Source organism: Streptomyces sp. NPDC040405 (assembly GCF_055595765.1).
Genome location: NZ_JBVIVI010000004.1, coordinates 18,890 through 43,339, shown reverse-complemented (window position 1 = coordinate 43,339; position 24,450 = coordinate 18,890). Strand labels below are relative to the sequence as shown.

At 72.5% G+C, this 24,450-nt stretch carries 24 protein-coding genes; 14 read left to right on the top strand and 10 right to left on the bottom strand.

Going from position 1 to position 24,450, the window contains the following annotated elements; translation table 11 throughout:
- Positions 1 to 13 precede the first annotated feature (13 nt).
- A complete protein-coding gene (locus ACZ59A_RS18015) occupies positions 14 to 274 on the top strand; it encodes an antitoxin (RefSeq protein WP_468047930.1) in 261 nt (86 codons plus the stop codon).
- 243 nt (positions 275 to 517) lie between these two features.
- Here ACZ59A_RS18015 and ACZ59A_RS18010 read toward each other — a convergent pair whose 3' ends face one another.
- Genes ACZ59A_RS18010 through miaB form a run of 3 tightly spaced genes read right to left on the bottom strand, consistent with a single transcriptional unit; the run spans position 518 to position 3,121 of the window.
- Positions 518 to 1,258: a class III extradiol dioxygenase subunit B-like domain-containing protein gene (locus ACZ59A_RS18010; RefSeq protein ID WP_470959766.1), complete on the bottom strand. Its 741-nt coding sequence runs from the start codon at positions 1,256 to 1,258 to the stop codon at positions 518 to 520.
- 10 nt (positions 1,259 to 1,268) lie between these two features.
- The gene (locus ACZ59A_RS18005) at positions 1,269 to 1,574 is read right to left on the bottom strand and encodes a hypothetical protein (protein ID WP_468047934.1); all 306 of its coding nucleotides are present in this window, start codon (positions 1,572 to 1,574) and stop codon (positions 1,269 to 1,271) included.
- 56 nt (positions 1,575 to 1,630) lie between these two features.
- On the bottom strand, positions 1,631 to 3,121 hold the full coding sequence (gene miaB, locus ACZ59A_RS18000; protein WP_470959764.1) for a tRNA (N6-isopentenyl adenosine(37)-C2)-methylthiotransferase MiaB: 1,491 nt from the start codon (positions 3,119 to 3,121) through the stop codon (positions 1,631 to 1,633).
- 78 nt (positions 3,122 to 3,199) lie between these two features.
- Between miaB and ACZ59A_RS17995 the strand changes: the two genes are divergently transcribed.
- Complete coding sequence (locus tag ACZ59A_RS17995; RefSeq protein ID WP_470959762.1) at positions 3,200 to 4,189, top strand: TAXI family TRAP transporter solute-binding subunit; 990 nt, start codon at positions 3,200 to 3,202, stop codon at positions 4,187 to 4,189.
- Between the two features lie 51 nt (positions 4,190 to 4,240).
- On the opposite strand, the gene ACZ59A_RS17990 is transcribed toward ACZ59A_RS17995, so the two are convergent.
- Together ACZ59A_RS17990 and ACZ59A_RS17985 are read right to left on the bottom strand one after the other, a co-directional pair.
- The gene (locus tag ACZ59A_RS17990; RefSeq protein WP_470959760.1) at positions 4,241 to 5,647 is read right to left on the bottom strand and encodes a sensor histidine kinase; all 1,407 of its coding nucleotides are present in this window, start codon (positions 5,645 to 5,647) and stop codon (positions 4,241 to 4,243) included.
- Positions 5,648 to 5,665: 18 nt separating this feature from the next.
- On the bottom strand, positions 5,666 to 6,388 hold the full coding sequence (locus tag ACZ59A_RS17985; protein ID WP_470960615.1) for a response regulator transcription factor: 723 nt from the start codon (positions 6,386 to 6,388) through the stop codon (positions 5,666 to 5,668).
- A gap of 295 nt (positions 6,389 to 6,683) precedes the next feature.
- Here ACZ59A_RS17985 and ACZ59A_RS17980 point away from each other — a divergent pair, with 295 nt between their 5' ends.
- The 8 genes from ACZ59A_RS17980 (at position 6,684) to ACZ59A_RS17945 (ending at position 13,236) form a co-directional block, all read left to right on the top strand.
- Complete coding sequence (locus ACZ59A_RS17980; RefSeq protein WP_470959758.1) at positions 6,684 to 7,460, top strand: amino acid ABC transporter ATP-binding protein; 777 nt, start codon at positions 6,684 to 6,686, stop codon at positions 7,458 to 7,460.
- Positions 7,461 to 7,533: 73 nt separating this feature from the next.
- On the top strand, positions 7,534 to 8,442 hold the full coding sequence (locus ACZ59A_RS17975) for a glutamate ABC transporter substrate-binding protein (protein WP_468047942.1): 909 nt from the start codon (positions 7,534 to 7,536) through the stop codon (positions 8,440 to 8,442).
- Positions 8,443 to 8,527: 85 nt separating this feature from the next.
- Positions 8,528 to 9,175, top strand: a complete 648-nt coding sequence (locus ACZ59A_RS17970; RefSeq protein ID WP_468047943.1) for an amino acid ABC transporter permease — start codon at positions 8,528 to 8,530, stop codon at positions 9,173 to 9,175.
- Positions 9,172 to 10,107 (top strand): amino acid ABC transporter permease, encoded by a 936-nt coding sequence (locus tag ACZ59A_RS17965; RefSeq protein WP_470959756.1) that lies wholly within the window; start codon positions 9,172 to 9,174, stop codon positions 10,105 to 10,107. Before ACZ59A_RS17970 ends, ACZ59A_RS17965 begins: the two co-directional genes overlap by 4 nt.
- Positions 10,108 to 10,268: 161 nt before the next feature.
- Entirely contained in the window at positions 10,269 to 11,984 is a 1,716-nt protein-coding gene (locus ACZ59A_RS17960; protein ID WP_470959754.1) for an FAD-dependent monooxygenase, read from the top strand.
- Between the two features lie 146 nt (positions 11,985 to 12,130).
- A complete protein-coding gene (locus ACZ59A_RS17955) occupies positions 12,131 to 12,220 on the top strand; it encodes a putative leader peptide (RefSeq protein ID WP_470959752.1) in 90 nt (29 codons plus the stop codon).
- Positions 12,221 to 12,289: 69 nt separating this feature from the next.
- The gene (locus ACZ59A_RS17950) at positions 12,290 to 12,835 is read left to right on the top strand and encodes a cupin domain-containing protein (RefSeq protein ID WP_470959750.1); all 546 of its coding nucleotides are present in this window, start codon (positions 12,290 to 12,292) and stop codon (positions 12,833 to 12,835) included.
- A gap of 5 nt (positions 12,836 to 12,840) precedes the next feature.
- The gene (locus ACZ59A_RS17945) at positions 12,841 to 13,236 is read left to right on the top strand and encodes a rhodanese-like domain-containing protein (protein WP_468047953.1); all 396 of its coding nucleotides are present in this window, start codon (positions 12,841 to 12,843) and stop codon (positions 13,234 to 13,236) included.
- 135 nt (positions 13,237 to 13,371) lie between these two features.
- Here ACZ59A_RS17945 and recX read toward each other — a convergent pair whose 3' ends face one another.
- The 4 genes from recX to ACZ59A_RS17925 form a co-directional block, all read right to left on the bottom strand.
- Positions 13,372 to 13,983 carry a recombination regulator RecX gene (recX, locus tag ACZ59A_RS17940; protein WP_470959748.1) on the bottom strand — a complete coding sequence of 204 codons (612 nt, stop codon included), beginning with the start codon at positions 13,981 to 13,983 and terminating at the stop codon, positions 13,372 to 13,374.
- A 3-nt stretch (positions 13,984 to 13,986) separates the two neighbouring features.
- Positions 13,987 to 15,123: a recombinase RecA gene (gene recA, locus ACZ59A_RS17935; RefSeq protein WP_470959746.1), complete on the bottom strand. Its 1,137-nt coding sequence runs from the start codon at positions 15,121 to 15,123 to the stop codon at positions 13,987 to 13,989.
- 137 nt (positions 15,124 to 15,260) lie between these two features.
- On the bottom strand, positions 15,261 to 16,466 hold the full coding sequence (locus tag ACZ59A_RS17930; protein WP_470959744.1) for an AI-2E family transporter: 1,206 nt from the start codon (positions 16,464 to 16,466) through the stop codon (positions 15,261 to 15,263).
- A 100-nt stretch (positions 16,467 to 16,566) separates the two neighbouring features.
- Positions 16,567 to 16,761, bottom strand: a complete 195-nt coding sequence (locus ACZ59A_RS17925; RefSeq protein WP_468047961.1) for a DUF3046 domain-containing protein — start codon at positions 16,759 to 16,761, stop codon at positions 16,567 to 16,569.
- Between the two features lie 79 nt (positions 16,762 to 16,840).
- Between ACZ59A_RS17925 and ACZ59A_RS17920 the strand changes: the two genes are divergently transcribed.
- From ACZ59A_RS17920 to ACZ59A_RS17905, 4 genes are all read left to right on the top strand, one after another.
- A complete protein-coding gene (locus ACZ59A_RS17920) occupies positions 16,841 to 17,797 on the top strand; it encodes a hypothetical protein (protein ID WP_470959742.1) in 957 nt (318 codons plus the stop codon).
- A gap of 63 nt (positions 17,798 to 17,860) precedes the next feature.
- Positions 17,861 to 22,537 (top strand): ATP-dependent helicase, encoded by a 4,677-nt coding sequence (locus ACZ59A_RS17915; protein ID WP_470959741.1) that lies wholly within the window; start codon positions 17,861 to 17,863, stop codon positions 22,535 to 22,537.
- Positions 22,538 to 22,547: 10 nt separating this feature from the next.
- Positions 22,548 to 23,348: an Fpg/Nei family DNA glycosylase gene (locus ACZ59A_RS17910; RefSeq protein ID WP_470959739.1), complete on the top strand. Its 801-nt coding sequence runs from the start codon at positions 22,548 to 22,550 to the stop codon at positions 23,346 to 23,348.
- Positions 23,349 to 23,384: 36 nt separating this feature from the next.
- The gene (locus ACZ59A_RS17905) at positions 23,385 to 24,173 is read left to right on the top strand and encodes an SDR family NAD(P)-dependent oxidoreductase (protein ID WP_470959737.1); all 789 of its coding nucleotides are present in this window, start codon (positions 23,385 to 23,387) and stop codon (positions 24,171 to 24,173) included.
- Here ACZ59A_RS17905 and ACZ59A_RS17900 read toward each other — a convergent pair.
- Positions 24,121 to 24,396 carry a hypothetical protein gene (locus tag ACZ59A_RS17900; RefSeq protein ID WP_470959735.1) on the bottom strand — a complete coding sequence of 92 codons (276 nt, stop codon included), beginning with the start codon at positions 24,394 to 24,396 and terminating at the stop codon, positions 24,121 to 24,123. The genes ACZ59A_RS17905 and ACZ59A_RS17900 overlap by 53 nt on opposite strands.
- Between the last annotated feature and the right edge of the window lie 54 nt (positions 24,397 to 24,450).

Sequence of the window (24,450 nt, the reverse complement as noted above, 5' to 3'; positions counted from 1 at the left end):
GGGAAGGTGGCCCATGGGCCTGCTGGACAATCTCAAGGCCAAGGCCGGTGTCATGAAGGACCGGGCCGGCAGCTTCGCACAGCAGCACGAGGCCAAGGTCGAGCGGGGTCTCGACAAGGCCGCCAAGACGGTCGACACCAGGACCAAGGGCAAGTACAGCGCCAAGATCGAGGCGGGCACGGGCAAGGCGAAGGACGCTTTCAGCCGCCTCTCCCACCGGAACGAGGACCGCAGCGGGAGCGAGCGCAAGGACCAGGGCGGCGAGAGCGCCTGACCCCCGCCGGTACGCGGCCGCGGAGCGGATGCCTCGCGGCCGCCGTCGCCGTGTGCCCGTACGTCCCGGACACCGGGCTGCCGTAAACAGGGCTGCCCTGCGTCGTGCCGCGGTACGTCGCGCCCCGCATCGCGCTGCCATGGACCGCGCTGCCGTCCCCCACACCGCGGCGCGCCTCGCCGCTCCGGCGTCGGCTCGCCCCGGTGCCTTGCCGCCCGGCGGCCGCCGTCGGCGATGCCCGCGCTACGCCCAGCGGGCCACGAAATACCCCACGCCGTATGGCGCCTCGTCATACCGCAACTCCCCCTTCAGCCCCGCCCCTTCGCCCGCCCCCGCGAGCACCTGCAGCGGGGCGCGGCCCGCCGCCTTCAGCTCGTAGGCCAGCTCCTCGTCGAGCGCCGCGAGGGCCGTGGTGTCGGCCGACGCCAGCGCCCGCGCCACCTCGGCGTCGAACGCGGCGGCGCGCTCGTCGAGATAGCCCGGCGCCTTCAGCGTCCGGCACGCGCTGCCGTCGCCCATCACCAGCAGCGCGACCCGCTCCTCCGACGCCGCGAGCTTCCTTCCGACTTGGATACACCGCTCGGCCGCGAGAGGTTCCCCCACCCCCAGCCCCTCGACGGGCGAAACGTCCCACCCCGCCCGCTCCAGCAGCCACGCGCCGACGGCCAGCGACGGCGGCAGCGGCCGCTCGGGCTCCCCGGCCCCGCCGCCGCCTTCAGCAGCCACCGGAGCCGCGCCCCCGAGCCGTACCTCCATGTCCACGCCGAAGCCGCGGAACGATCCGGTCGCGCCCTGCGGATGTGCCCCGCGCCCGGAGTGCTCCGCCGGACCGGCCACGATCAGCCGCTCGGGCCGGGCCGCCTCGAGTGCCGCGACCGCGTCCAGGCACGCCGCGCGCAGCGCGTCCAGCTCGGGGGCCGCTCCGGCGGCCACCTCGGGCACCAGCAGCGGCGGACACGGACAGACGGCGGCGGCGATCAGCATGATCGCCAGCCTATCCGGCGGGCTCGGGGCGGGGCGCCGAGTCCCACAGCAGCTCGGCCACCCGGAACCGGTAGCAGTAGTTGCCGGTCGCGGCCTCCAGGACCATCAGGAACACGTCCCCGTCCCGGTACACCAGCTTCCGGTAGGGATTCACCGGGTGCCGCGGCTCGTACCGCAGCGCGCGCTCACGCAGCGCCTCCAGCGCCTCCTCGCGGGTCCCCGGGACATGCCCCAGCGCCGTGATCGAGTGGTTGCGGGCCCCCGGGCCCATGATCTGGAGGTAGTCCTCGACCAGCAGGCCCCACCACGTCGTCATTCCGTCCCCCGTCGGTCCTGTGCCAGTGCGCGCCGCGACGCCGCGCGCGACGCTCGTCAGTCGCAGCCGCAGCCCGTCGCGGGCGCCGGGGCAGGGGCCGGGGCGCCGATGGTGGGCAGCCCGAGCATCACACCAGCGGGCTTCTTCTCCCCGGCCGCGTTCCGCCGCTCCCAGGCGTCTCCCGCGCGCGTGCGCCGGACTCCCCCGGCCGGGCCCTCGGCCAGCAGGTGGTGCGGCGCGGCGTAGGTGATGTCGACGGTGACGACGTCGCCCGGGCGCACCGGCTCCTCGGGCCGGGCGAAGTGCACCAGGCGGTTGTCGGGGGCGCGGCCGGACAGCCGCCGGGTGGCGTCGTCCTTGCGGCCCTCGCCCTCGGCGACGAGCACCTCCAGCGTCCGCCCCACCTGCTTCTTGTTCTCCTCCCAGGAGATCTCCTCCTGGAGGGCGACCAGCCGCTCGTACCGCTCCTGGACGACCGCCTTCGGCAGCTGCCCGTCCATCTCGGCGGCGGGCGTCCCGGGCCGCTTGGAGTACTGGAAGGTGAACGCCTGGGCGAACCGCGCCTCGCGCACCACGTGCAGCGTCTGCTCGAAGTCCTCGTCCGTCTCGCCGGGGAAGCCGACGATGATGTCGGTCGAGATGGCGGCGTCCGGCATGGCGGCGCGCACCTTCTCGATGATGCCGAGGTAGCGCTCCTGCCGGTACGAGCGGCGCATCGCCTTCAGCACGGTGTCCGAGCCGGACTGCAGCGGCATGTGCAGCTGCGGCATCACGTTGTCCGTCTCCGCCATGGCGGAGATGACGTCGTCCGTGAAGTCGCGCGGATGCGGCGAGGTGAACCGGACCCGCTCCAGCCCCTCCACGTTTCCGCAGGCGCGCAGCAGCTTGCTGAACGCCTCGCGGTCGCCGATGTCGGAGCCGTACGCGTTCACGTTCTGGCCGAGCAGGGTGATCTCGGTGACGCCCTCGGCGACCAGCGTCTCCACCTCGGCGAGGATGTCGCCCGGGCGGCGGTCCTTCTCCTTGCCGCGCAGCGCCGGAACGATGCAGAACGTACAGGTGTTGTTGCAGCCGACGGAGATCGAGACCCACGCGGCGTACGCGGACTCGCGCCGGGTCGGCAGGGTGGAGGGGAAGGCTTCGAGGGACTCGGCGATCTCGACCTGGGCCTCTTCCTGGACCCGGGCGCGCTCCAGCAGCACCGGCAGGCTGCCGATGTTGTGGGTGCCGAAGACGACGTCGACCCAGGGGGCCTTCTTGACGATGGTGTCGCGGTCCTTCTGGGCCAGGCATCCGCCCACGGCGATCTGCATGCCCGGGCGCCGGGCCTTGACCGGTGCGAGCCTGCCGAGATTGCCGTAGAGCCGGTTGTCGGCGTTCTCCCGCACCGCGCAGGTGTTGAAGACGACGATGTCCGCCTCGCCCTCGGCTGTGCCTTCGGGCGCACGGACATACCCGGCGCCTTCCAGCAGGCCGGACAGGCGCTCGGAGTCGTGGACATTCATCTGGCACCCGTAGGTGCGCACCTCGTAAGTCTTCGCACTCATCTCAATCGACCAGGGTACGTGTTCGTCCCGCTCCCCCGCCCCTCCCTTCCCGGGACGGGGCCTGGCAGGATCCTGCCCATGGCCGTCAGTCTTCCGCGCCCGGACCGGCGCCGCGCCCTGCAGTCCGCCGCGGCGGGCGTGGTCGTGCTTGCGCTGCTGCTGTGGTGGCTCCTGCCGGTCGGGGGCGAGGAGCAGCCCCGGGGGAAGGTGACGTTCGCGACGGGGGTGTCCACCGGCGTCTACCAGACCTACGGCGAAATGCTGAAGCGGGATCTGTCCCGCGACCTGCCCGATGTGGACGTCACGCTTCAGGAGACCCGGGGGTCGCCCGACAACGTGGAGCGGCTGGCCCGCGGCCGGGCCACCTTCGCCATCGCCGCCACCGACGCCGTCGCCGCCTACCACGGCAAGGACGCCGGGCGGCTGCGTGCCTGCGCGCGGCTGTACGACGACTACATGCAGCTGATCGTGCCGCGCGGCTCGAAGGTGCGCTCGGCCCGGGATCTGCGGGGCCTGCGGGTCGGCGTCGGGGACGACGGCTCGGGCGTACAGCTGATCACGCGGGGGCTGATCAAGGCCGCGGGGCTCGACTTCGACAAGGACATCACGGCTGTGCGCTCCGGTATCGACACGATGCCCGGCCTGCTGCGGAAGGGGAAGCTGGACGCCTTCTTCTGGTCGGGCGGACTGCCGACCACCGCGGTGCGCACCCTGGCCCAGGAGTATCCGATCCGGCTCGTCCAGCTCGGCGACCTCACCGGCCCGCTGCACCGGCAGGGCGGGGTGACGCGCTACTACCGGGCGGCGACCGTGCCCGCCGACGCGTACCAGGAGATGCGCCAGCCGGATGACGTCAAGACGATCGCGGTGCCGAACCTGCTGGTCACGACGGACCGGGTGGACCCCGAACTGGCGAAGGGCGTCACCCGCACGGTGATAGAGAACCGGGACCGCATCGGGGCGAAGGTGCACGCCGCGCAGAAGGTGGACCTGCGGACGGCCGTATTCACCGATCCGCTGCCGCTGCACCAGGGCGCCTCGCGCTATTACCGCTCGGAGAAGCCATGAGGCTCGGGCGGGCGCCCATGAGGATCCGGCGGGGCGCATAAGGGTCCGGCCTCAGTGCGGCTTTTCGCGCGGCACGGTGATGGTGACGCGCAGTCCACGGGGTTCGTTGGGCGCGTAGGCGATGGTGGCCTCGCCCGCCGTGAGCAACGCCCGGGAAATGGACAGGCCCAGCCCGGAGCCCGAGACGTTCTGGTGCCGGTTGCTGCGCCAGAAGCGGTCGCCGATCCGGGCCAGTTCGTCCTCGGTGAGGCCGGGGCCGCCGTCGGCGACGGTCAGGGCGATGGTCTCGCCGTCGGCCCGCGCCGAGACCTCGACGTGCGACCCCTGGGGCGTGAATTTCAGCGCGTTGTCGACGACCGCGTCCAGAGCGCTGGACAGGGCGACCGGATCGGCCCAGCCGGTGATCGCCGAAGGGCCCGTATAGGCGAGTCCGACCTCCTCGCGTCCGGCGACCGGAAGCCAAGCGTCCACCCGGTCGGCGGCCAGTTCGGCGATGTCGGTGAGCCGCAGGTCGGCCGCCGTGTGCTCGGCCAGGGCGAGGTCGAGGAGATCGTCCAGCACGCGGGCCAGGCGTTTGCCCTCGGTGCGCACCGAGGCGATCTCCTCATGGCCGTCGGGCAGTTCCAGCCCCAGCAGCTCGATGCGCAGCAGCAGCGCGGAGAGCGGGTTGCGCAGCTGGTGGGAGGCGTCGGCGACGAAGGCCCGCTGCTGTTCGAGGACCTCCTCGACGTTGTCGGCCATCTCGTTGAACGAGCGGGCCAGCCGCCGCAGCTCCGGCGGGCCCGAGGCGGCCGCGACCCGCGACTGCATGCGCCCGGTCGCGATGTCGTGGGTGGCGGTGTCGAGGATGCGTACGGGCCTCAGCACCCAGCCGGTGAGCCGGATCGCGGCCCCCACCGCGAGCAGCATCGCGGCGCACTCCCCACCGGCGATGACCAGCCAGCCGTGCAGGATGCGCGAGCGCATCCGGCCGGTGGGCGAGTCGGTCACGACGACGGCCACCACGTCCCCGTCCCGTACGACCGGGGACGCGACGGTGAGCCTGCCCTCCTGCCAGGGCCACACCTGCGGCGGATCGTGGCTGCGGCGCCCGGCCAGAGCCTCCTCGAAGGCCTCGGCACCGACCCCGTTCCGGGGCAGCCGCCAGTCGGCGGGCGCCTTGGCCATCTTCAGGCCGTCCCGGAAGAACACCCCGGCCCGGATGCCGTACAGATCGTGATAGCGCGTGAGTTCCGAACTCAGCGTATGGAGCCGTTCGTTGCCCTCCTCGCCCGCCACAGCCGTCGGCCCGGCCGTGACGAACTGGGCGAGCGCGGCGAAGCGGGCGGTGTCGTCGATCCGGTCGACGACCACACGCTGCTGCTCACGGGCGGCCAGGCTCCCGGCGAGCGGGAAGCCGAGCGCGAGCAGTACGCCCGCCATGAGGACGATCAGCAGCGGGAGGAGACGAGTGCGCACGCGGGGAGCCCTGGCCGCTCAGCCGGCCGGGGCGACGAGACGGTAGCCCACGCCGCGGACAGTCTCGATCAGAGCGGGCATGTGCAGCTTGGAGCGGAGGGAGGCGATGTGGACCTCCAGGGTGCGCCCGGTCCCCTCCCAGCTGGTGCGCCACACCTCGCTGATGATCTGCTCACGGCGGAAGACCACGCCGGGCCGCTGGGCGAGCAGCGCGAGCAGGTCGAACTCCTTGCGGGTGAGCGAGACCGTCGTGCCGTCCACCGAGACCTGGCGGGTGGGCAGTTCGATGGTGACCGGACCGAGCCGCAGCGGCGGCTGCGGGCCCTCTCCGCTCTCCTCGGGGCCGGTACCGGCCGCGGCGCCGGAGTCGGACGGGAGGGTGCGCCTGCTGACGGCGTGGATGCGGGCGAGCAGCTCCATGGTGTCGTACGGCTTGACCACGTAGTCGTCGGCGCCGAGGTTGAGCCCGTGTATGCGGGACCGTACGTCGGAACGCGCGGTCACCATGATCACGGGCGTCGCGGTGAGCTTGCGGATCCGGCCGCACACCTCGAAACCGTCCTGGTCCGGCAGTCCGAGGTCGAGGAGTACGACGCCGAAGGGGGCGCCCGCACCGGGCAGCAGCGCCTGCAGCGCCTCCTCGCCGCTGCGGGCGTGGGTGATGTCGAAGCCGTGCCGGGACAGGACCGCGGACAGGGCCGCGGCCACATGGTTGTCATCCTCGACGAGCAGCAGCCTCACCGGCTCCTCCTCCACCTTCCCTCTCATGGGTGCGCGCCTCGGTTATGCGCCGCCCGAACGTGACCGAAGACACGGCCCCAGGGAATCCACTCCGATCCACACTCACTCGTCAAGACGCATACAGTCACAGGACGGTTTCCGTTATGCAGCCGGTACGGCGCGCCTACGACCATTTACGCAGAGTGCCGACCCGAGGCCAGATCGTTATCCTCAATTTCCGCTCAGATGTAATGACGCTGATCGTGGCTGCTCATTAATGTCCTCCCAACCAAGGAGGACGGGAGCGGAAAGCCGAATGAGCGAAGTATCGGTGACCAAAGACGCTGCGCCGGTGGCGAACGCGTTGGTCGCGCTGTCCGGAGTCAACAAGCACTTCGGCGCGCTGCATGTCCTCCAGGACATCGACCTGACCATATCCCGTGGCGAAGTGGTCGTCGTCATCGGACCGTCGGGTTCCGGCAAGTCCACGCTGTGCCGCACCATCAACCGGCTGGAGACGATCGACGCCGGATCCATCACGATCGACGGCAAGCCGCTGCCCCAGGAGGGCAGGGAGCTGGCCCGCCTGCGGGCGGACGTCGGCATGGTCTTCCAGTCCTTCAATCTCTTCGCGCACAAGACGGTGCTCGAAAACGTGGTGCTGGGCCAGATCAAGGCCCGTAAGGCGGACAAGAAGGCCGCCGAGGACAAGGCCCGCAAGCTGCTCGACCGGGTGGGCGTCGGCGCCCAGGCGGACAAGTACCCCGCGCAGCTCTCCGGCGGTCAGCAGCAGCGGGTGGCCATCGCCCGGGCGCTGGCCATGGACCCGAAGGTGATGCTCTTCGACGAGCCGACCTCGGCGCTCGACCCGGAGATGATCAACGAGGTGCTGGAGGTCATGCAGCAGCTCGCCCGGGACGGCATGACGATGGTCGTCGTCACCCACGAGATGGGCTTCGCGCGCTCCGCCGCGAACCGCGTGGTCTTCATGGCGGACGGCCGGATCGTCGAAGAGGCCGAGCCGGACCAGTTCTTCAACAATCCGCGCAGCGACCGGGCCAAGGACTTCCTCTCGAAGATCCTCCACCACTGAGCCGCGCCGACCACCAAGTTTGCGATGACGTCAAGTCCGCGAAGACGTACGGAACCAAGGATGGGGCAGCACCATGAGGATGCGTAACACGGCAGCGGCCGCGGCAGTGGCACTCGCTCTGGCGGCGACCGCGACCGCCTGTGGCGGCGAGAAGGGCACCGCCGGCGACAAGCCGAAGGGCGGCGAGGTCTACGACGGCTCGTACACGGTCGCCAAGGACGTGAAGCTGGACTCGCCGACCCTGAAGGCGGCGCAGAAGCGCGGCAAGATCGTCATCGGTGCCAAGGCCGACCAGCCCTTCCTGGGCTTCGTGGACACCGAGGGCAAGCGCTCCGGCTTCGACATCGAGATCGCCAAGATGGTCGCCGCCGACCTCGGCTTCTCCGCGGACAAGATCACCTTCAAGACGGTCGACTCGAACGTCCGCGAGACCTCCATCTCCAAGGGCCAGGTCGACTACTACGTCGGCACGTACACGATCAACGACGAGCGCAAGAAGCAGGTCGGCTTCGCGGGCCCGTACTACCAGGCGGGTGCCGACCTGCTGGTCCGCAAGGACGAGAAGGGCATCACCGGCCCGGACAGCGTCAAGGGCAAGAAGATCTGCTCGATCGTCGGCTCGACTCCGCTCCAGGAGATCAAGAAGCCGAAGTACGGGGCCAAGACCACCGAGCTGAGCAAGTACTCGCTCTGCGTCAAGCAGCTCCTCGACGGCCAGGTCGACGCGGTCACCACCGACGACGCGATCCTCAAGGGCTACGCGGCCCAGCGGCCCAGCAAGCTCAAGCTGGTCGAGAAGCCGTTCACCGAGGAGCCGTACGGCATCGGGATGAACAAGAACGACAAGGTGCTGCGCGACGCGATCACCGACTCGCTCGAGAAGCACATCAAGAACGGCGACTACAAGAAGGCGTACGTCGGCACGCTCGGCAAGTCCGGCTCCTCCTACGTCGCGCCGAAGACCCCGCTGCCCCGCTACTGAGCAGGTCCGGTCTCCGGTCCCCCGTTCACCCGTGAAGCCGGTGCGCTCCGCACGCCGCTGACCCGACCGCTACCGCGGAGAATCGATGAACGTACTCCTCGATCATTTGCCCCAGTTCCGTGAGGGGTTCCTCGGAACTCTCGCCCTCACGGCGGCCAGTGCGGCGCTCGCCCTCGTCCTGGGCATCATCATGGCCGGCTTCCGGGTGTCCCCCATTCCGCCGCTGCGCGCCTTCGGCACGGCGTGGGTCACCCTGTTGCGCAACACCCCGCTGACCCTGCTGTTCCTGATCGCCTTCTTCGTGGTCCCGCAGATCTTCTTCCCGGGAACGAGTCCGTTCGTTCTCGCGATGCTGGCGCTGGGCTGCTACACGTCGTCCTTCGTCTGCGAGGCCGTGCGGTCCGGTATCAACACCGTGCCGCTCGGCCAGGCGGAGGCCGCCCGCAGCCTGGGCATGACCTTCACGCAGACGCTGCGGATGATAGTTCTGCCGCAGGCCACCCGGACCGTGATTCCTCCCATGAGCAGCATCTTCATCGCTCTCACGAAGAATTCGGCCATCGCGGGCGCCTTCAGCAACACCGAACTGTTCAACGTCTCGAAGCTGCTCAGTGACAAGGGCTTCGCGATCGGGTGGATCTTCCTGTGGATCGCCCTGTGCTACCTCGTCATCACCTTCGCCATCAGCGGTGCCTTCCGACTGCTGGAGAGCCGCTTGGAGGTGGCCCGATGAGCGCGAGTGTCCTCTATGACGCGCCCGGCCCCAAGGCCCGTATCCGCAACCGCGTCTACTCGGTCGTCGGCAGCCTCGCCGTCCTCGGCCTGATCGCCTTCGCCGTCCTGCGGCTGAACGACAAGGGCCAGTTCGCGCCCGAGATGTGGGAGATCTTCAACTACGCGGGCGTGCGGACCAGCATTCGCGACGGCGTGGTCACCACCCTCCAGGTGTTCGCAGTGGCATCGGTGCTCTCGCTGATCCTGGGCGTCGTGCTCGCGGTCGGCAGGCTCTCGGACCACAAGCCCGTCCGCTGGCTCACGACCGGGTTCATCGAGCTGTTCCGGGCCATCCCGCTGCTGATCACCATCTACGTGCTGTGGGTGCTCTTCCTCACCTACCGCTCCGATCTGGGCCTCAGCGGCGACAGCACCGGCTTCTGGGCCCTGGTCATCGGCCTGACCGTCTACAACGGCTCGGTGCAGGCCGAGGTGCTGCGGGCGGGCATCAACTCGGTGCCCCGCGGTCAGCGTGAGGCCGCCTACGCCCTCGGTATGAGCAAGACCCAGGTCATGACGACGGTCCTGATCCCGCAGGCCGTCCGGGCGATGCTGCCGACCATCATCAGCCAGCTCGTGGTGACCCTGAAGGACACCTCGCTCGGCTACGTCATCACCTACCAGGAGCTGCTGTTCCAGCTCCAGCAGCTCGCCGGGAACATCGTCGTCAACGACGACAACCCGTACGTCCCGGTGATCATCGTCGGCGGCGCCATCTACATCGCGATGTGCCTGGCCCTCTCCTCCCTGGCCACCTGGATCGAACGGCGCGGCCGGCGCGCCAAGACCGGCATCCCGGTCGCGGACGCCGCCCAGCCGCTCGCGGCCGCCGACGGGCTCGACCCGGTGGATCAGCCCGCGCCGGCGCAGCCGGCCGGCAAGACCGACTGAGGCAAGCGGGTCCTGACGGGCGGTGGCGCGCGCGCCACCGCCCGTCGCCGCTTGACGCGGGCACTCGCAGTCGGTTGCATGCTTTCTGTGATCGCTCACCGGGTTTCAACTGCCAGTTTCCGTACATCACGTACGCCCCGCAGGGCCATGGGAACCGCGCCGTGGACCCGGTGATCGTCGCCGGGGCGGGCCCGGTCGGGCTCACCCTGGCCCTCGCCCTTGCCCGTCTGGACGTCCCCGTCGTGCTGTTCGACGAGACCGCCGGGGGCGACGAGCCGCGCCTGGCCCGCACCGTCGTGCTGCGCCCGGACACCGCCGCCCTGCTGGAACGGCTCGGCTGCCGGGCCGCGGCCGGGGCGCGGCCGTGGACGGGGTGGCGCACGCTGCGCCGCCGCCAGCTCGTACGGCAGGTGCCCCTGGAGCCCGGCCCGCTCTTCGGCGCCCCTCCCCCGGCGGCCCCCGAGGACGGCAACGGGCGGGACGGCGCCGCGCGGGACGGTGAGCCGGAGGCGCCGGTGCCCTCGCCGCTGCATCTGCCCCAGCACGAGCTGACCCGGGCCCTGCGGGCCGCGCTGACCGCCATCGGTGACGAGGATCTCGTACGGATCGTCCCCGGCACCCGGGTCGAGACCGTGGAGCAGGACGCGCGCGGGGTGAGCGTACGGACCCGGGGCGCCCAGGCCACCTGGTGGCGGGGCAGCCATCTGGTCGGCTGCGACGGCCCCCGGTCCACCGTCCGCAAGCAGCTGGGGGTGCGCTTCCCCGGCCGTACGGCGGTGGAACGGCACGCCGTCGCCGCCCTGCGCGCGAACCTCCCCTGGCCCGGCGAGGCCGTACTGCACCGTTCGCCGCCGTGGCGCAGCATCGACGCGGAGGTGACGGCCCGTCCGCTGCCGCATGACATCTGGCGGATCGACTGGCTGCTCCCGCCGGGCCGCGACCTCGTCACCCCGGACGCGCTGATGGTTCGGGTGCGCGACACCCTCGCGGGGTGGTGCGAGGAGACCGCGATCCCCTACGAGCTTCTGGACACCGGCGTGCACACCGTGCACCACCGGCTCGCACGGCGCTGGCGCGTGGGGCGCGCCTTCCTCGCCGGGGACGCCGCCCATCTGCACGGCGCGCTGGGCACCCAGGGACTCGAAGAGGGGCTGCGGGACGTCGGCAACCTGGCCTGGAAGCTCTCCCTCGCCTGGCACCACGGCGCCTCCGACGCCCTGCTCGACAGCTATCAGGCGGAGCGGCGGACGGCCGTCGCCGCGCGGCTGCGCACCGCCGACCAGGCGTTGCCGCTGGTCCGGGCGGCCGGGGGTTGGCGCGCGGTACGGCGCACCGTGCTGCCCGGGGGCACGCGCGGCCATGACGCGCTCCTCACCGACGGTCACCTCGGCGATGGTCCGCTGGGCGCGCCCCCCGTCTACCACCGCTCCCCGCTGGCCCCCGCGGCGCCCCAGGAGGGCTCCGTCACGGTGGGCACACCGACCGGGGGGCCGGTGGCCGATGTCCGCGTGACCGCGCCGGACGGTGCGGTGGTGCGGCTGCAAGAGCGGCTCGGCCGGGAGCTGCTGGTGGTGCTGGTCGCCCCGGGCACCGGGGTGTGGGACCGCCGCCACTGGATGCGCGCCGGGCTGATGCCCCGGCTGGCGGCGGCCGTCTCGGCCCTGCCGATGCGCACGGAACTGCTGGTCGCCGAGGAGTACCCGGGGGCTCCGGCCCACACCGTGCTGCTGGTGCGGCCCGACGGTCATCTGGCCGCGGCGCTGTCCGGGGTGCGCCCGGCCGAGCTGTACGCGTGCGCCGACGCGGCGCGGGGCGGGGACACCGCCCGGGGCGCGGACGCGGAGCAGCGGGACGCGGAGGCCGCGGCGCGCCGGTAGTGACACGGCACGTCGGCGTGGTGAGTCGTCTGTCACGCACCCCCACGTCCTTCATGGCGCTGACGTGGTACGCCGGTGCGTGAGCCGTCCCGGACCTCGTCCGGTGTCATTGACCTTCCCGTCCGGCTCATGCTTCACTGCGGAGCGTGACTGACACCGGCCTGCCTCTCTTCTGGCGGAGGGTCCATCTGGACCTCCTCCGCTATGCGGGCTGCGTGTGTCGTCCGTCCTGTTGATCCGCTGATCCGCTTTTCCTCCCGCGCGGTCCGGCCGCGCCTCTTTCGCGATCACCCAGGACGGTTCCCGTGTCTGACGCACCTCTTCTCACGCCCGCGCGCCCCTCAGCCGGTCCCGACGCGCCGCCCAGCGAGGCCGATCTGCTGGACTTCGTCCGTCGTACCGCCGCCGACGCCGAGCTCGTGGCCTCGCTCCCGCTCGACCCGGAGGGCCGCACCTGGCTGCGGCTGGAGGGCCCGGGCGGCAGCGAGGCGTGGCTGATCGCCTGGCCGCCCGGCACCGGTACCGGCTGGCACGACCATGGCGGTTCGCACGGGGCCTTCGTGACGGCCGCCGGTGAGCTGAACGAGCAGTCGCTGGCCACCCGCCTGCCCACCGAGGGCTGGAAGACCCTCGAACTGGCCGAGGGCGTGGACCGCGAACGGCGGCTGTCCGCCGGGCGCGGCCGGGCCTTCGGTGCGCACCATGTCCACGAGGTCATCAACCCGTCGTCGGAGCGGCATGCGGTGTCGGTGCACGCCTACTACCCGCCGCTGCCGCTGATGCGGCGCTACAGCCGCACCGGCCAGGTGCTGCGGCTGGAGCAGGTCGAGCGGCCGCAGGAATGGGAGTAGGCGCGATGGGTGCGGAACACGTGGCGAAGCGGAGCGTGGACGAGCTGCTGGCCGAGGCGCGCCAGGGGCTGGACCGGCTCGGCCCCGAAGAGGCCGCTGCCGTGCGGTCCGCGGGCGGGCTGCTGGTGGACATCCGGTACGCGGCGCTGCGGGAGCGCGACGGGACCATCCCGGGGGCGCTGATCGTCGAGCGGAACGAGCTGGAGTGGCGGCTCGATCCGCAGTGCGACCACCGGCTGCCCGAGGCCGCGCACCACGATCTGCACGTGGTGGTGGTCTGCAACGAGGGCTATGCGTCGAGCTTCGCGGCGGTCTCGCTGCGGCAGCTGGGCCTGACGCGGGCGACCGATCTGGTCGGCGGCTTCCAGGCGTGGCGGGCGGCCGGTCTCCCGGTGCACTGACCGGGCGTACTGACCTCCCGGCCCGCTGCCCCCTCCGGTGAGCTGATCCAAGCGGCCGGACCGCCTCCGCACGGCCGGACCACCCCCGCCTGGCCGGGCCGCCCCCGTACCGGCCCAGGCCCGTGGGCCGGAGGGTCAGACGTCGGGCAGCTGGTGCTCCAGCAGCTCCGGGTCCTCGCCTTCCTCCTCCAGCGCGCGCCGCACCACCCGGAGTGCCAGGCCCTCGGGATACCCCTTGCGGGCGAGCATTCCGGCGAGGCGGCGCAGCCGCTTCTCCCGGTCGAGGCCGCGGGTGGTGCGCAGCTTGCGCTCGACCAGCTCGCGGGCGGTCTGCTCCTCCTGATCGGTGTCGAGCTGCCCCACGGCGTCGGCGATCAGCGCGGGGTCGACGCCCTTGGTGCGCAGCTCACTGGCGAGCGCGCGGCGGGCCAGGCCCCGGCTGTGGTGCCGGGACTCCACCCAGGCGTCCGCGAACGCCGCGTCGTCGATCAGCCCGACGTCCTCGAACCGGGACAGCACCTCCTGCACCGCCTCGTCGGGGATGCCGCGGCTGTGCAGGGCGTCCGCGAGCTGCTTACGGGTGCGCGCGGTCCCGGTGAGCAGGCGCAGGCAGATCGCCCGCGCCTGCTCCTCCGGGCCGAGCGGCGTCCCCTGCTCGGCCCTCGACGAGGAGGGGGCGCCGCGATCCGGACGGTCCGGGGGCTCCGGACGGCCCGGGCCGTCCGGCCAGTCGGTCCGCCGTGTCATGGATCAGCTCTTCGCCGTGGCGGTCTTGGCCGCCTTCGCCCCGGACTTGGCCGCCGGAGCCGCCGCGGGCTTCGCCGCCGCGGTGGCGGGCACGGCGCCCGCCGCGTCCGGGCCGGGCTCGGCATCGGGCGCGGGCGCCGCGGGCTTCACGCCGATACCGAGCTTCTCCTTGATCTTCTTCTCGATCTCATTGGCGAGATCGGGGTTGTCCTTCAGGAAGTTGCGGGCGTTCTCCTTGCCCTGGCCGAGCTGGTCGCCCTCGTACGTGTACCAGGCACCGGACTTGCGCACGAAGCCGTGCTCGACGCCCATGTCGATGAGACCGCCCTCACGGCTGATGCCCTGGCCGTAAAGGATGTCGAACTCGGCCTGCTTGAAGGGCGGCGCCACCTTGTTCTTGACGACCTTGCAGCGGGTGCGGTTGCCGACCGCGTCCGTGCCGTCCTTGAGGGTCTCGATACGGCGGATGTCGATGCGGACCGAGGCGTAGAACTTCAGCGCCCGGCCACCGGTCGTCGTCTCCGGAGAGCCGAACATGACACCGATCTTCTCGCGCAGCTGGTTAATGAAGATCGCGGTGGTCTTGGACTGGTTCAGCGCACTGGTGATCTTGCGGAGGGCCTGGCTCATCAGCCGGGCCTGGAGACCGACGTGCGAGTCGCCCATCTCACCCTCGATCTCCGCGCGCGGCACCAGAGCGGCGACGGAGTCGATGACGATGAGGTCGAGCGCGCCGGAGCGGACCAGCATGTCCACGATCTCGAGCGCCTGCTCGCCGTTGTCCGGCTGGGAGAGGATCAGCGAGTCGGTGTCCACGCCCAGCTTCTGCGCGTAGTCGGGGTCGAGCGCGTGCTCCGCGTCCACGAAGGCCACGGTGCCGCCCGCCCGCTGGGCGTTGGCCACCGCGTGCAGGGTCAGGGTCGTCTTGCCGGAGGACTCCGGGCCGTAGACCTCCACCACGCGGCCGCGCGGAATGCCGCCCACACCAAGGGCGACGTCGAGAGCGGTCGACCCGGTGGGAATCACCTCGATGGGGTCGTTCGGCCGGTCGCCCATACGCATCACGGCGCCTTTGCCGAACTGCCGTTCAATCTGTGCGAGCGCGGCGTCGAGCGCCTTCTCGCGGTCGTTTCCTGCCATGGGTTCCACCCGGTTTGCTTGAGTCGATCGCTTCACGTCCATGACGCTAGCGCCTGCCACTGACAAGCGGCCCGGACATGCTCGGCCTGTGGATAACCGGGCCGGGCCTCCATAAGAATGGATGTTCGATTTTTGTGTCAACCGCGCCGGGACAGCGCATGTCGCATGCGTGCCAGCGCGGAGGCACCGCGCCGCCGCGTCCGCCCGTGCATCCGCGGATCGTCCGTCACGTCGTAGCGCTTGATGTACGCGCCGAGGAACGCCTGCAGCGTCGCGGTCGCCGGAATCGCGATCAGTGCCCCCACCGCGCCGAGCAGCGCCGTGCCCGCGATCACCGATCCGAAGGAGACGGCGGGGTGGATGTCCACGGTCCGCGCCGTGATCCTCGGCTGCAGCAGGTAGTTCTCGAACTGCTGGTAGACCACGACGAACACCAGCACCCAGAGCGCGTACCAGGGGTTGACGGTGAAGGCGATCAACATCGGCAGGGCACCCGCCAGATAGGTGCCGATGGTCGGGATGAACTGGGAGATCAGCCCCACCCAGACGGCCAGCGCCGGGGCGTAGGGCACGCCCAGGCTCTCCAGCAGGATGTAGTGCGCGACCCCGGAGATCAGCGCCATCAGCCCGCGCGAGTAGATGTAGCCTCCGGTCTTGGCGACCGCGATCTCCCAGGCCCGCAGCACCTCGGTCTGCCGGTTCGGCGGCAGGACGGAGCACAGCGCCCGGCGGAGCCGGGGGCCGTCGGCGGCGAAGTAGAAGGCGAACAGCGTCACCGTGAGGAGCCGGAACAGCCCGCCGAGCACCTGCGCGGAGACGTCCAGCACATTGTCGGCGCTGTTCTTCACATAGCTCTGCAGCCAGTCGGAGTGGAGCATGCTGTCCTGGATCTCCAGCCGGGACAGCCGGGTGTGGAACGTCTCGTTGATCCAGCTGACCACCTGATCGAGGTACTTCGGGAAGTCCTGGACCATGGTCATGATCTGGTCGGCCAGCATCGAACCGAGCAGGGTGAAGAAGCCCGCGGCGCCGATGAGGATGCCGATGAAGACCACTCCCGTGGCCAGGCCCCGACGGACGCCGCGGGCGGCCATGCGGTCCACGGCCGGTTCGATCGCGAGCGCCAGGAAGAACGCGATCAGGACGTTCAGCAGCAGTCCGGTCAGCTGATCGAAGGCCCAGGTGGCAAGCCGGTAGCAGGCCACCAGGGCAAGGGCGAGCACCATGGCGCGGGGCAGCCAGCGCGGCATGCGCGCGGACTGTGCGGGCGCGTCCTTGGGGGCCTGTGCTGTGGTCGGGACGCCGTCGGCGTCGGGGGAGAGGGTCTCTTCGGTCGGGGCCACCCGGCAAGTGTGGCGTACACCCGTCCAAAAAATCCGGCCACCCCGGGAGTCCGCCTCCCCGCACGCCTCCCGGCCCCCGCTCGGCGCCTGTCAGCGCTCGTCAGCGCTTGTCGGCGGGGATCTCCATCGCGGTGCAGACCCCGCGCCAGATGTCCTTGGCATCCCAACCCGCGGCGAGCGCCTGGTGGACGGTCCGGCCGCCGAGCTGGGACATCACATGATCGCGCGCGAAGGAGTCGGCGTACGCCTCGCCGAAGTAATCCGCCATCCGCTGCCAGAAGACCGTCAACCGCATGCGCCCAGTATCGCGCTCCCGGGGTGCACCGGTGCGTGAGCCCCCTTCCCCAGGCGATTCCCGCCCTACGGTCTGTCCCATGGATCGATCCGCAGCAGTCCCCTCCTCCCAGCCCACGCCGCCCGCGCCCGCCTCGCCGCTCGCGCGCGCCGCGCGGTTCGTGTGGCTGACCGCACGCGTGCTCGAGCAGCGCCGGTTCGCGTATCACTTCCAGGACGCCGACGCGGAACCGGTCGAGACCGCGCTCGCCGCGTACCTGGGCGCCGACGGGGGCTACGGCCACGCTCTGGAGCCGGATCTGCGCGGCCCGGTGAGCCAGCCGCAGCACGTCGCCCACGCCCTGCGGGTACTCGACGGGATCGGCCGCTGCGGCGGGCAGCGGGTGGAGCGACTGTGCCGCTATCTGACCGCGATCTCCACCCGGGACGGCGCGCTGCCCGGATGCCACCCGTCGCTGCGCGACTACCCGGCCGCCCCCTGGATCCGGCCGTCGGAGCATCCGCGCGGCGATCTGCTGACCACCGGGCCGGTGGTGGGGCTGCTGCACCGCAACGAGGTGTGGCACGCCTGGCTGTTCCGGGCCACGGACTTCTGCTGGGCGGCGGTGACGGCGCTGGAGGGAGGCGGTCCGGCACGTCCGTACGAGGTGGGGGCGGCCGTCGCCTTCCTGGACGGCGCCCCGGACCGGGCGCGCGCCGAGGAGGTGGCCGAGCGGCTGGGCCGCCGGGTGCGGGAGCGGCGGCTGGTGGTGCTGGACCCCGAGCGCGCCGAGGACGGCCCCCTGCCGCCCGGCCATGGCCCTGGCGAACACACCTTCGTGTACGACCTCGCCCGTACGCCCGGCTCGCTGGCCCGCCGCTGGTTCACCGACGCCGAGGTGGAGCGCTCGCTGGACTTCCTGGCGAACGCGCAGCGGGAGGACGGCGGCTGGCCCGCCCGGCGCCGGGCCTGGGCCCAGGGTGCGGCGCTGGAGTGGCGGCCGGTGGTGACCGTGGAGGCGCTGCTCACGCTGCGCGCCTATGGGCGGGCGGTCTGAGGTATCTCCACGCTGACCTGCGCGGACGGCCCGTTGTCAGTGGGGCGGTGCACGATGGGTGGCATGGCACGGTCGGCGCTGCACGCATTCTCCCCGGCCACCCGCGGGTGGTTCACGGGCGCCTTCACCGCGCCCACGGCCGCGCAGGAGGGGGCATGGCGGGCGATCGGCGAGGGCTCGGACGTGCTGGTGGTCGCCCCGACCGGCTCGGGCAAGACGCTGGCGGCGTTCCTCGCGGCGCTGGACCGGCTGGCCGCCGAGCCGCCGCCCGCCGAGCCCCGCAAGCGCTGCCGAGTGCTGTACGTGTCGCCGCTGAAAGCCCTGGCGGTGGACGTGGAGCGCAATCTGCGCAGCCCGCTCACCGGCATCCGGCAGGAGTCGGTGCGCCTCGGCGAGCCCGAGCCGGAGATCCGGGTGGGCATCCGCTCCGGCGACACCCCGCCCGCCGAGCGCCGCGCCCTGGCCACCCGCCCGCCGGACATCCTCATCACCACCCCCGAGTCGCTGTTCCTGATGCTCACCTCCGGCACCCGGGAGGCGCTGCGCGGGGTGGAGACGGTGATTCTGGACGAGGTGCACGCCGTCGCGGGGACGAAGCGCGGCGCGCATCTCGCGCTGTCCCTGGAGCGGCTGGACGAGCTGCTGGACCGGCCCGCCCGGCGGATCGGCCTGTCGGCGACGGTGCGCCCGGTGGACGAGGTGGCGCGCTTCCTGTCGCCGCGGCGCACGGTGGAGATCGTCCAGCCGCCCTCGGGCAAGGAGTTCGACCTGTCGGTGGTCGTCCCCGTGGAAGACCTGGGGGAGCTGGGCGGCTCCCCGGCCCAGGACGGGCAGCCTGGCGAGAAGCCGTCGATCTGGCCGCATGTGGAGGAGCGGATCGCCGATCTCGTCCAGGCGCACCGGTCCACGATCGTCTTCGCCAACTCCCGTCGGCTGGCCGAGCGGCTGTGCAACCGGCTCAACGAGATCGCCTACGAGCGGGCCACCGGTGAGGCGCTGCCCGAGGACCACTCCCCCGCCGAGCTGATGGCCGAGGCCGGTGCGGCCCGTGGCGCCCCCGCGCTGCTCGCCCGTGCGCACCACGGGTCGGTGTCCAAGGAGCAGCGGGCCTTGGTCGAGGAGGATCTGAAGGCGGGCCGGCTGCCCGCCGTCGTCGCCACCTCCAGCCTGGAGCTGGGCATCGACATGGGCGCGGTGGACCTGGTCGTCCAGGTCGAGTCGCCGCCCTCGGTGGCCTCCGGGCTGCAGCGGGTGGGCCGGGCGGGCCACCAGGTCGGCGCGGTCTCCACCGGGGTGGTCTTCCCCAAGTACCGCGGCGATCTGGTGCAGGCGGCGGTGGTGACCGAGCGGATGCGGGAGGGGTCCATCGAGTCGCTGCGGGTGCCCGCGAACCCGCTGGACGTGCTCGCCCAGCAGCTCATCGCCATGACGGCCATGGACAGCTGGGACGTGGAGGAGCTGCTGGCCCTGGTCCGCCGCGCCGCCCCGTTCGCCTCGCTCCCGGAGTCGGCGTACACCTCGGTCCTCGACATGCTCGCGGGCCGCTATCCCTCCGACGCCTTCGCCGAGCTGCGGCCGCGCCTGGTGTGGGACCGGGTCGCCCATACGGTCACGGGGCGGCCGGGGGCGCAGCGGCTCGCGGTGACCTCCGGCGGCACCATCCCCGACCGCGGGCTGTTCGGCGTCTTCCTGGCGGGTGCGGACCCCAAGAAGGGCGGCGGCAGGGTCGGGGAGCTGGACGAGGAGATGGTCTACGAGTCGCGGGTGGGCGATGTGTTCACCCTGGGCACCACGTCCTGGCGGATCGAGGACATCACCCGCGACCGCGTCCTGGTCTCCCCCGCTCCCGGCGTCCCCGGCCGGCTCCCGTTCTGGAAGGGCGACCAGCTCGGCCGCCCGCTCGAACTGGGCCGGGCGCTGGGCGCGTTCCTGCGGGAGGTCGGTGCGCTGACCCCGGAAAAGGCCCGGGCGCGGCTGCTGGCCGCCGGGCTCGACGTCTGGGCCGCCGACAACGTGATCGCGTACCTGGGTGAGCAGCGCGAGGCATGCGGCCATGTGCCGGACGACCGGACGATCGTGGTGGAGTGCTTCCGGGACGAGCTGGGCGACTGGCGGGTGGTGGTCCACTCCCCCTTCGGGGCGCAGGTCCACGCCCCCTGGGCGCTCGCGCTCGCCGCGCGGCTGTCCGAGCGGTACGGCATGGACGCCCAGGTGATGCACGCGGACGACGGCATCGTGCTGCGGCTTCCCGACGCGGACCTCATGGGCCTGGACCTGCTCGACTCGGATCCGATGCGGCAGGGCACCGAGTACGACGGCGAGCAGTCCCCCATCGGTGCGGCCGATGTCGCCTTCGACCGGGGCGAGGTGTCCCAGATCGTCACCGATCAGGTCGGCGGCTCGGCCCTGTTCGCCTCCCGGTTCCGCGAATGCGCCGCGCGCGCCCTGCTGTTGCCCCGCCGCGATCCCGGCAAGCGCACTCCCCTGTGGCAGCAGCGTCAGCGCGCCGCCCAGCTCCTCCAGGTGGCGAGCGAGTTCGGCTCGTTCCCCATCGTCCTGGAAGCCGTCCGCGAATGCCTTCAGGACGTCTTCGACGTCCCCGGCCTCACCGAGCTGATGGGCGACCTGGAGGCCCGGCGGGTGCGGCTGGTGGAGGTGACCACCCCGGAGCCGTCCCCCTTCGCCCGCTCGCTGCTCTTCGGCTATGTGGCGCAGTTCCTGTACGAGGGCGACTCGCCGCTGGCCGAGCGGCGCGCGGCGGCCCTCTCCCTCGACTCGCGGCTGCTGGCCGAGCTGCTGGGCCAGGCCGAGCTGCGCGAGCTGCTGGACGCCGATGTCCTGGCCGAGCTGGAGCGCGAGCTGCAGTGGCGCACCGAGGACCGCCGGGTCAAGGATACCGAGGGCGTCGCCGATCTGCTGCGGCTGCTCGGCCCGCTCACCGGCGCCGAGCTTGCCGAGCGGGGCGCCGACCCGGCGTGGGCGGCCGAGCTGGAGCGGGCCCGGCGCGCCATCCGGGTCCGTATCGCGAGCGAGGAGCGCTGGGCGGCCGTCGAGGACGCGGGGCGGCTGCGCGACGCGCTGGGCACGGCGCTGCCGGTCGGCGTCCCCGAGGCGTTCACCGAGCCCGTGGCCGACCCGCTCGGCGATCTGCTGGCCCGCTACGCCCGCACCCACGGCCCGTTCACCTCCGCCGCGGCGGCCGCCCGGCTGGGCCTGGGCACGGCCGTCACCGACGGCGCGCTGCAGCGCCTGGCAGCGAGCGGCCGCGTCGTGCAGGGCGAGTTCCATCCGGCGGGCCTCGGACAAGAGTGGTGCGACGCCACCGTGCTGCGCCGGCTGCGCCGCCGGTCACTTGCCGCGCTGCGCCAGGAGCTGGAGCCCGTACCGCCCTCGGCGCTCGCCGCCTTCCTCCCCCAGTGGCAGCATCTGGGCACCCACAGCCTGCGGGGCATCGACGGGCTGGTGCGCGCCGTCGAGCAGCTCCAAGGCGCACCGGTCCCGGCGTCCGCCCTGGAGAAGCTCGTCCTGCCCTCCCGGGTCGGCGATTACAACCCGACGATGCTGGATGAGCTGACCGCCGCCGGTGAGGTCGTCTGGGCCGGGGCGGGCGCGCTGCCCGGCAAGGACGGCTGGGTGAGCCTCCATCTCGCCGAGACCGCGCCGCTGCTTCTGCACACCCCGCACCCCTTCGAGGCGGGGCCGCTCCACCAGGCCGTGCTGGACGCGCTGGCCGGAGGCTTCGGTCTGTTCTTCCGGCAGATCGCGGAGCACGTCCGGGCCGCCGGTCACGAATTCCAGGACGCCCAGCTCGCGGAGGCCATATGGGATCTGGCCTGGTCCGGTCGGCTCACCGGCGACACCCTGGCCCCGCTGCGCTCCCTGCTGGGCTCGGGCCGCACCGCGGGCGCCACCGCCCACCGCGCCAAGCGCTCGGTCCCCCGGGGCCGGTACGGCACGCTGACCGGGCGCACCGGCCGCCCCACCGCCTCGCGCAGCGGGCCGCCGACCGTCGCCGGGCGCTGGTCGCTGCTGCCGGAGCGCGAGCTCGAGCCCACCCATCGCGCGCACGCCCTGGCGCGCACCCTGCTGGACCGGCACGGAGTGGTCACCCGCGGGGCGGTCGCTGCCGAGGGAGTGGAGGGCGGCTTCTCCGCGGCGTACCGGGTGCTGTCGGCCTTCGAGGAGACCGGCCAGGCGCGCCGCGGCTATGTGGTGGAGGGGCTGGGTGCCGCGCAGTTCGCGATGGACGGCGCGGTCGACCGGCTGCGCGCGGTCAGCACGGCGCGCGACCGGGCGGGGGGCGGCGCGTCGGCGGGCGCGCCCTTCAGCGGTCCGCCGGGGAAGTCGTCGCCGCGTACGGTCGTCCTCGCCGCCGCCGACCCGGCCAACGCGTACGGCGCGGCCCTCCCCTGGCCCGATCCGCCCGAGGGCGCGAGCCACCGTCCGGGCCGCAAGGCGGGGGCGCTGGTGGTGCTCGCCGACGGCGAGCTGGCCCTCTACATGGAGCGCGGCGGCAAGACCCTGCTCGCCTGGCCGGGCGGCGAGGCGGCGTCCCCGGAGGACGACGCCCGGCTGCGTACCGCCATGGAGGCCCTGGCCCAGTCCGCCCGCGCGGGCGCCCTCGGCTCGGTGACCGTCGAGCGGATCAACGGCGCCGCGGCGCTGTCCTCGCCGACCGGCCGCGTCCTGGAGGCCGCGGGCTTCCACGCGACCCCGCGCGGCCTGCGGCTGCGCCCGTGAGGGGGCGGAGATGCCCGAGGGCGACACCGTCCGGCAGACGGCCCGGCGCCTCCACGACGCACTGGCCGGCCCGCCGCTCACCGGATGTGATCTGCGGGTGCCCCGGCTGGCAACCGTCGACCTCACCGGCCGCCGGGTCCTCGAGGTGGTCGCGCGCGGCAAGCATCTGCTCACCCGGGTCGAGGGCGGGCTGACCCTCCACTCCCATCTGCGGATGGACGGCGCATGGCTGGTGTACGGGCACGGCGAGCGCTGGCGCGGCGGCCCGCACCACCAGATCCGCGCCGTGCTGGCCACGGCCGAGCGCACCGCCGTCGGCTATCGCCTCCCGGTCCTGGAGCTGATGCGCACCGCGGACGAGGACCGCGCGGTGGGCCACCTCGGGCCCGACCTCCTCGGCCCGGACTGGGACCCGGACGAGGCGCTGCGACGGCTGCTCGCCGATCCGTCCCGCCCGGTGTACGAGGCGCTGCTGGACCAGCGCAACCTGGCCGGGATCGGCAATGTGTACGCGTGCGAGCTGTGCTTCATGCTGCGGCTCGCGCCCTGGCTGCCGATCGGCCGCGTCCCCTCCCCCGAGCGCCTGGTGGCCCTCGCCAAGCGGCTTCTGGAGGCCAACCGGACGCGCCGGGCCCGGGTCACCACGACGCACGCGCGCCCCGACCGGCGGCTGTGGGTGTACGGCCGCGCCGGGCGCCCCTGTCTGCGCTGCGGTACGCCGGTGCGCGCCGCGGCCCAGGGGCGCGCGGGTCAGGAGCGCACGACCTTCTGGTGCCCGGTGTGCCAGCCGGAACCGTCCCCGGCAGAGTAATTGACGGGCCGTCAGATCCGGTCGTACCGTCGCCACATGACCGTCACGGCGTACGACCTCACCGGCCGCACCGCACTGGTCACCGGCGCCGCGAGCGGCATCGGCCGCGCCACCGCCGTCCTGCTGGCATCGGCCGGGGCAGTCGTGCACTGCGCCGACCTGGACGAGAAGGGCACCCGCCGCACCGCGGAGCGCATCACCTCCGACGGCGGCAGCGCCCACGCCCACCCCCTCGACGTCACCGACCGCGCCCAAGTCGCGGCCGTCGTCTCCGCCGCCGCCACGGCGGCCGTCCGCGCCGGGGGCCATCTCGCCGTGCTGGCGGCCATCGCCGGGATCATGCACCGCAGCCCGGTCCTGGAGACCGCGGAGGCCGATCTGGACCGGGTGCTGGCGGTCAATTTCAAGGGCGTGCTGTACGGCTGTCAGGAGGCGGCCCGCGCCATGATCGACCACGGTGCGGGCGGGTCCATCGTCACCATGGCGTCCGGCGCGATCGACTCCGGCACCCCCGGGCTGCTGTGCTACGGCGTCGCCAAGGCCGCCGTGGTCCAGCTGACCCGGACCCTCGCCGCCGAGGTGGGACGCCACGGCATCCGCGTCAACGCGGTCGCCCCCGGCTGGGTCCGTACGCCCATGACGCGGCGCAGCAGCGCCGAGGAGCAGGGACATGCCGAGGCACCCATGATCCGTCACTCACCGCTGGGGCGGGTCGGCGAGCCGGAGGACATCGCCCATGCGGTGCTGCATCTGGCGTCGGACGCCTCCGCCTTCACGACGGGCCAGATTCTGCGCCCGAATGGCGGAGTCGCGATGCCCTGGTGATCCGCTCGCGCACGCGTCCGCGCCGGGGCGAGGGGCCGCAGTGCACGGGCAGCAGGCTCAGCCCCCAGCCACCGATGGCGAACGCCCCCTCGACCGGCCCGGTCCCGGTCGGCTGCACCGCCAGCCGGAGCACGGACCACCACCACAGGACGCCGAGAACGAGCGCTATCGCCCATCGAACCGGCCTTCGGCGCAGCGTGCCGGCCCCTCCCACGGCTGCCATGCTGCCTCCTTCGGGCGACGCTAGCGGGCGACGCTAGACGCCAGTTCGCACGCG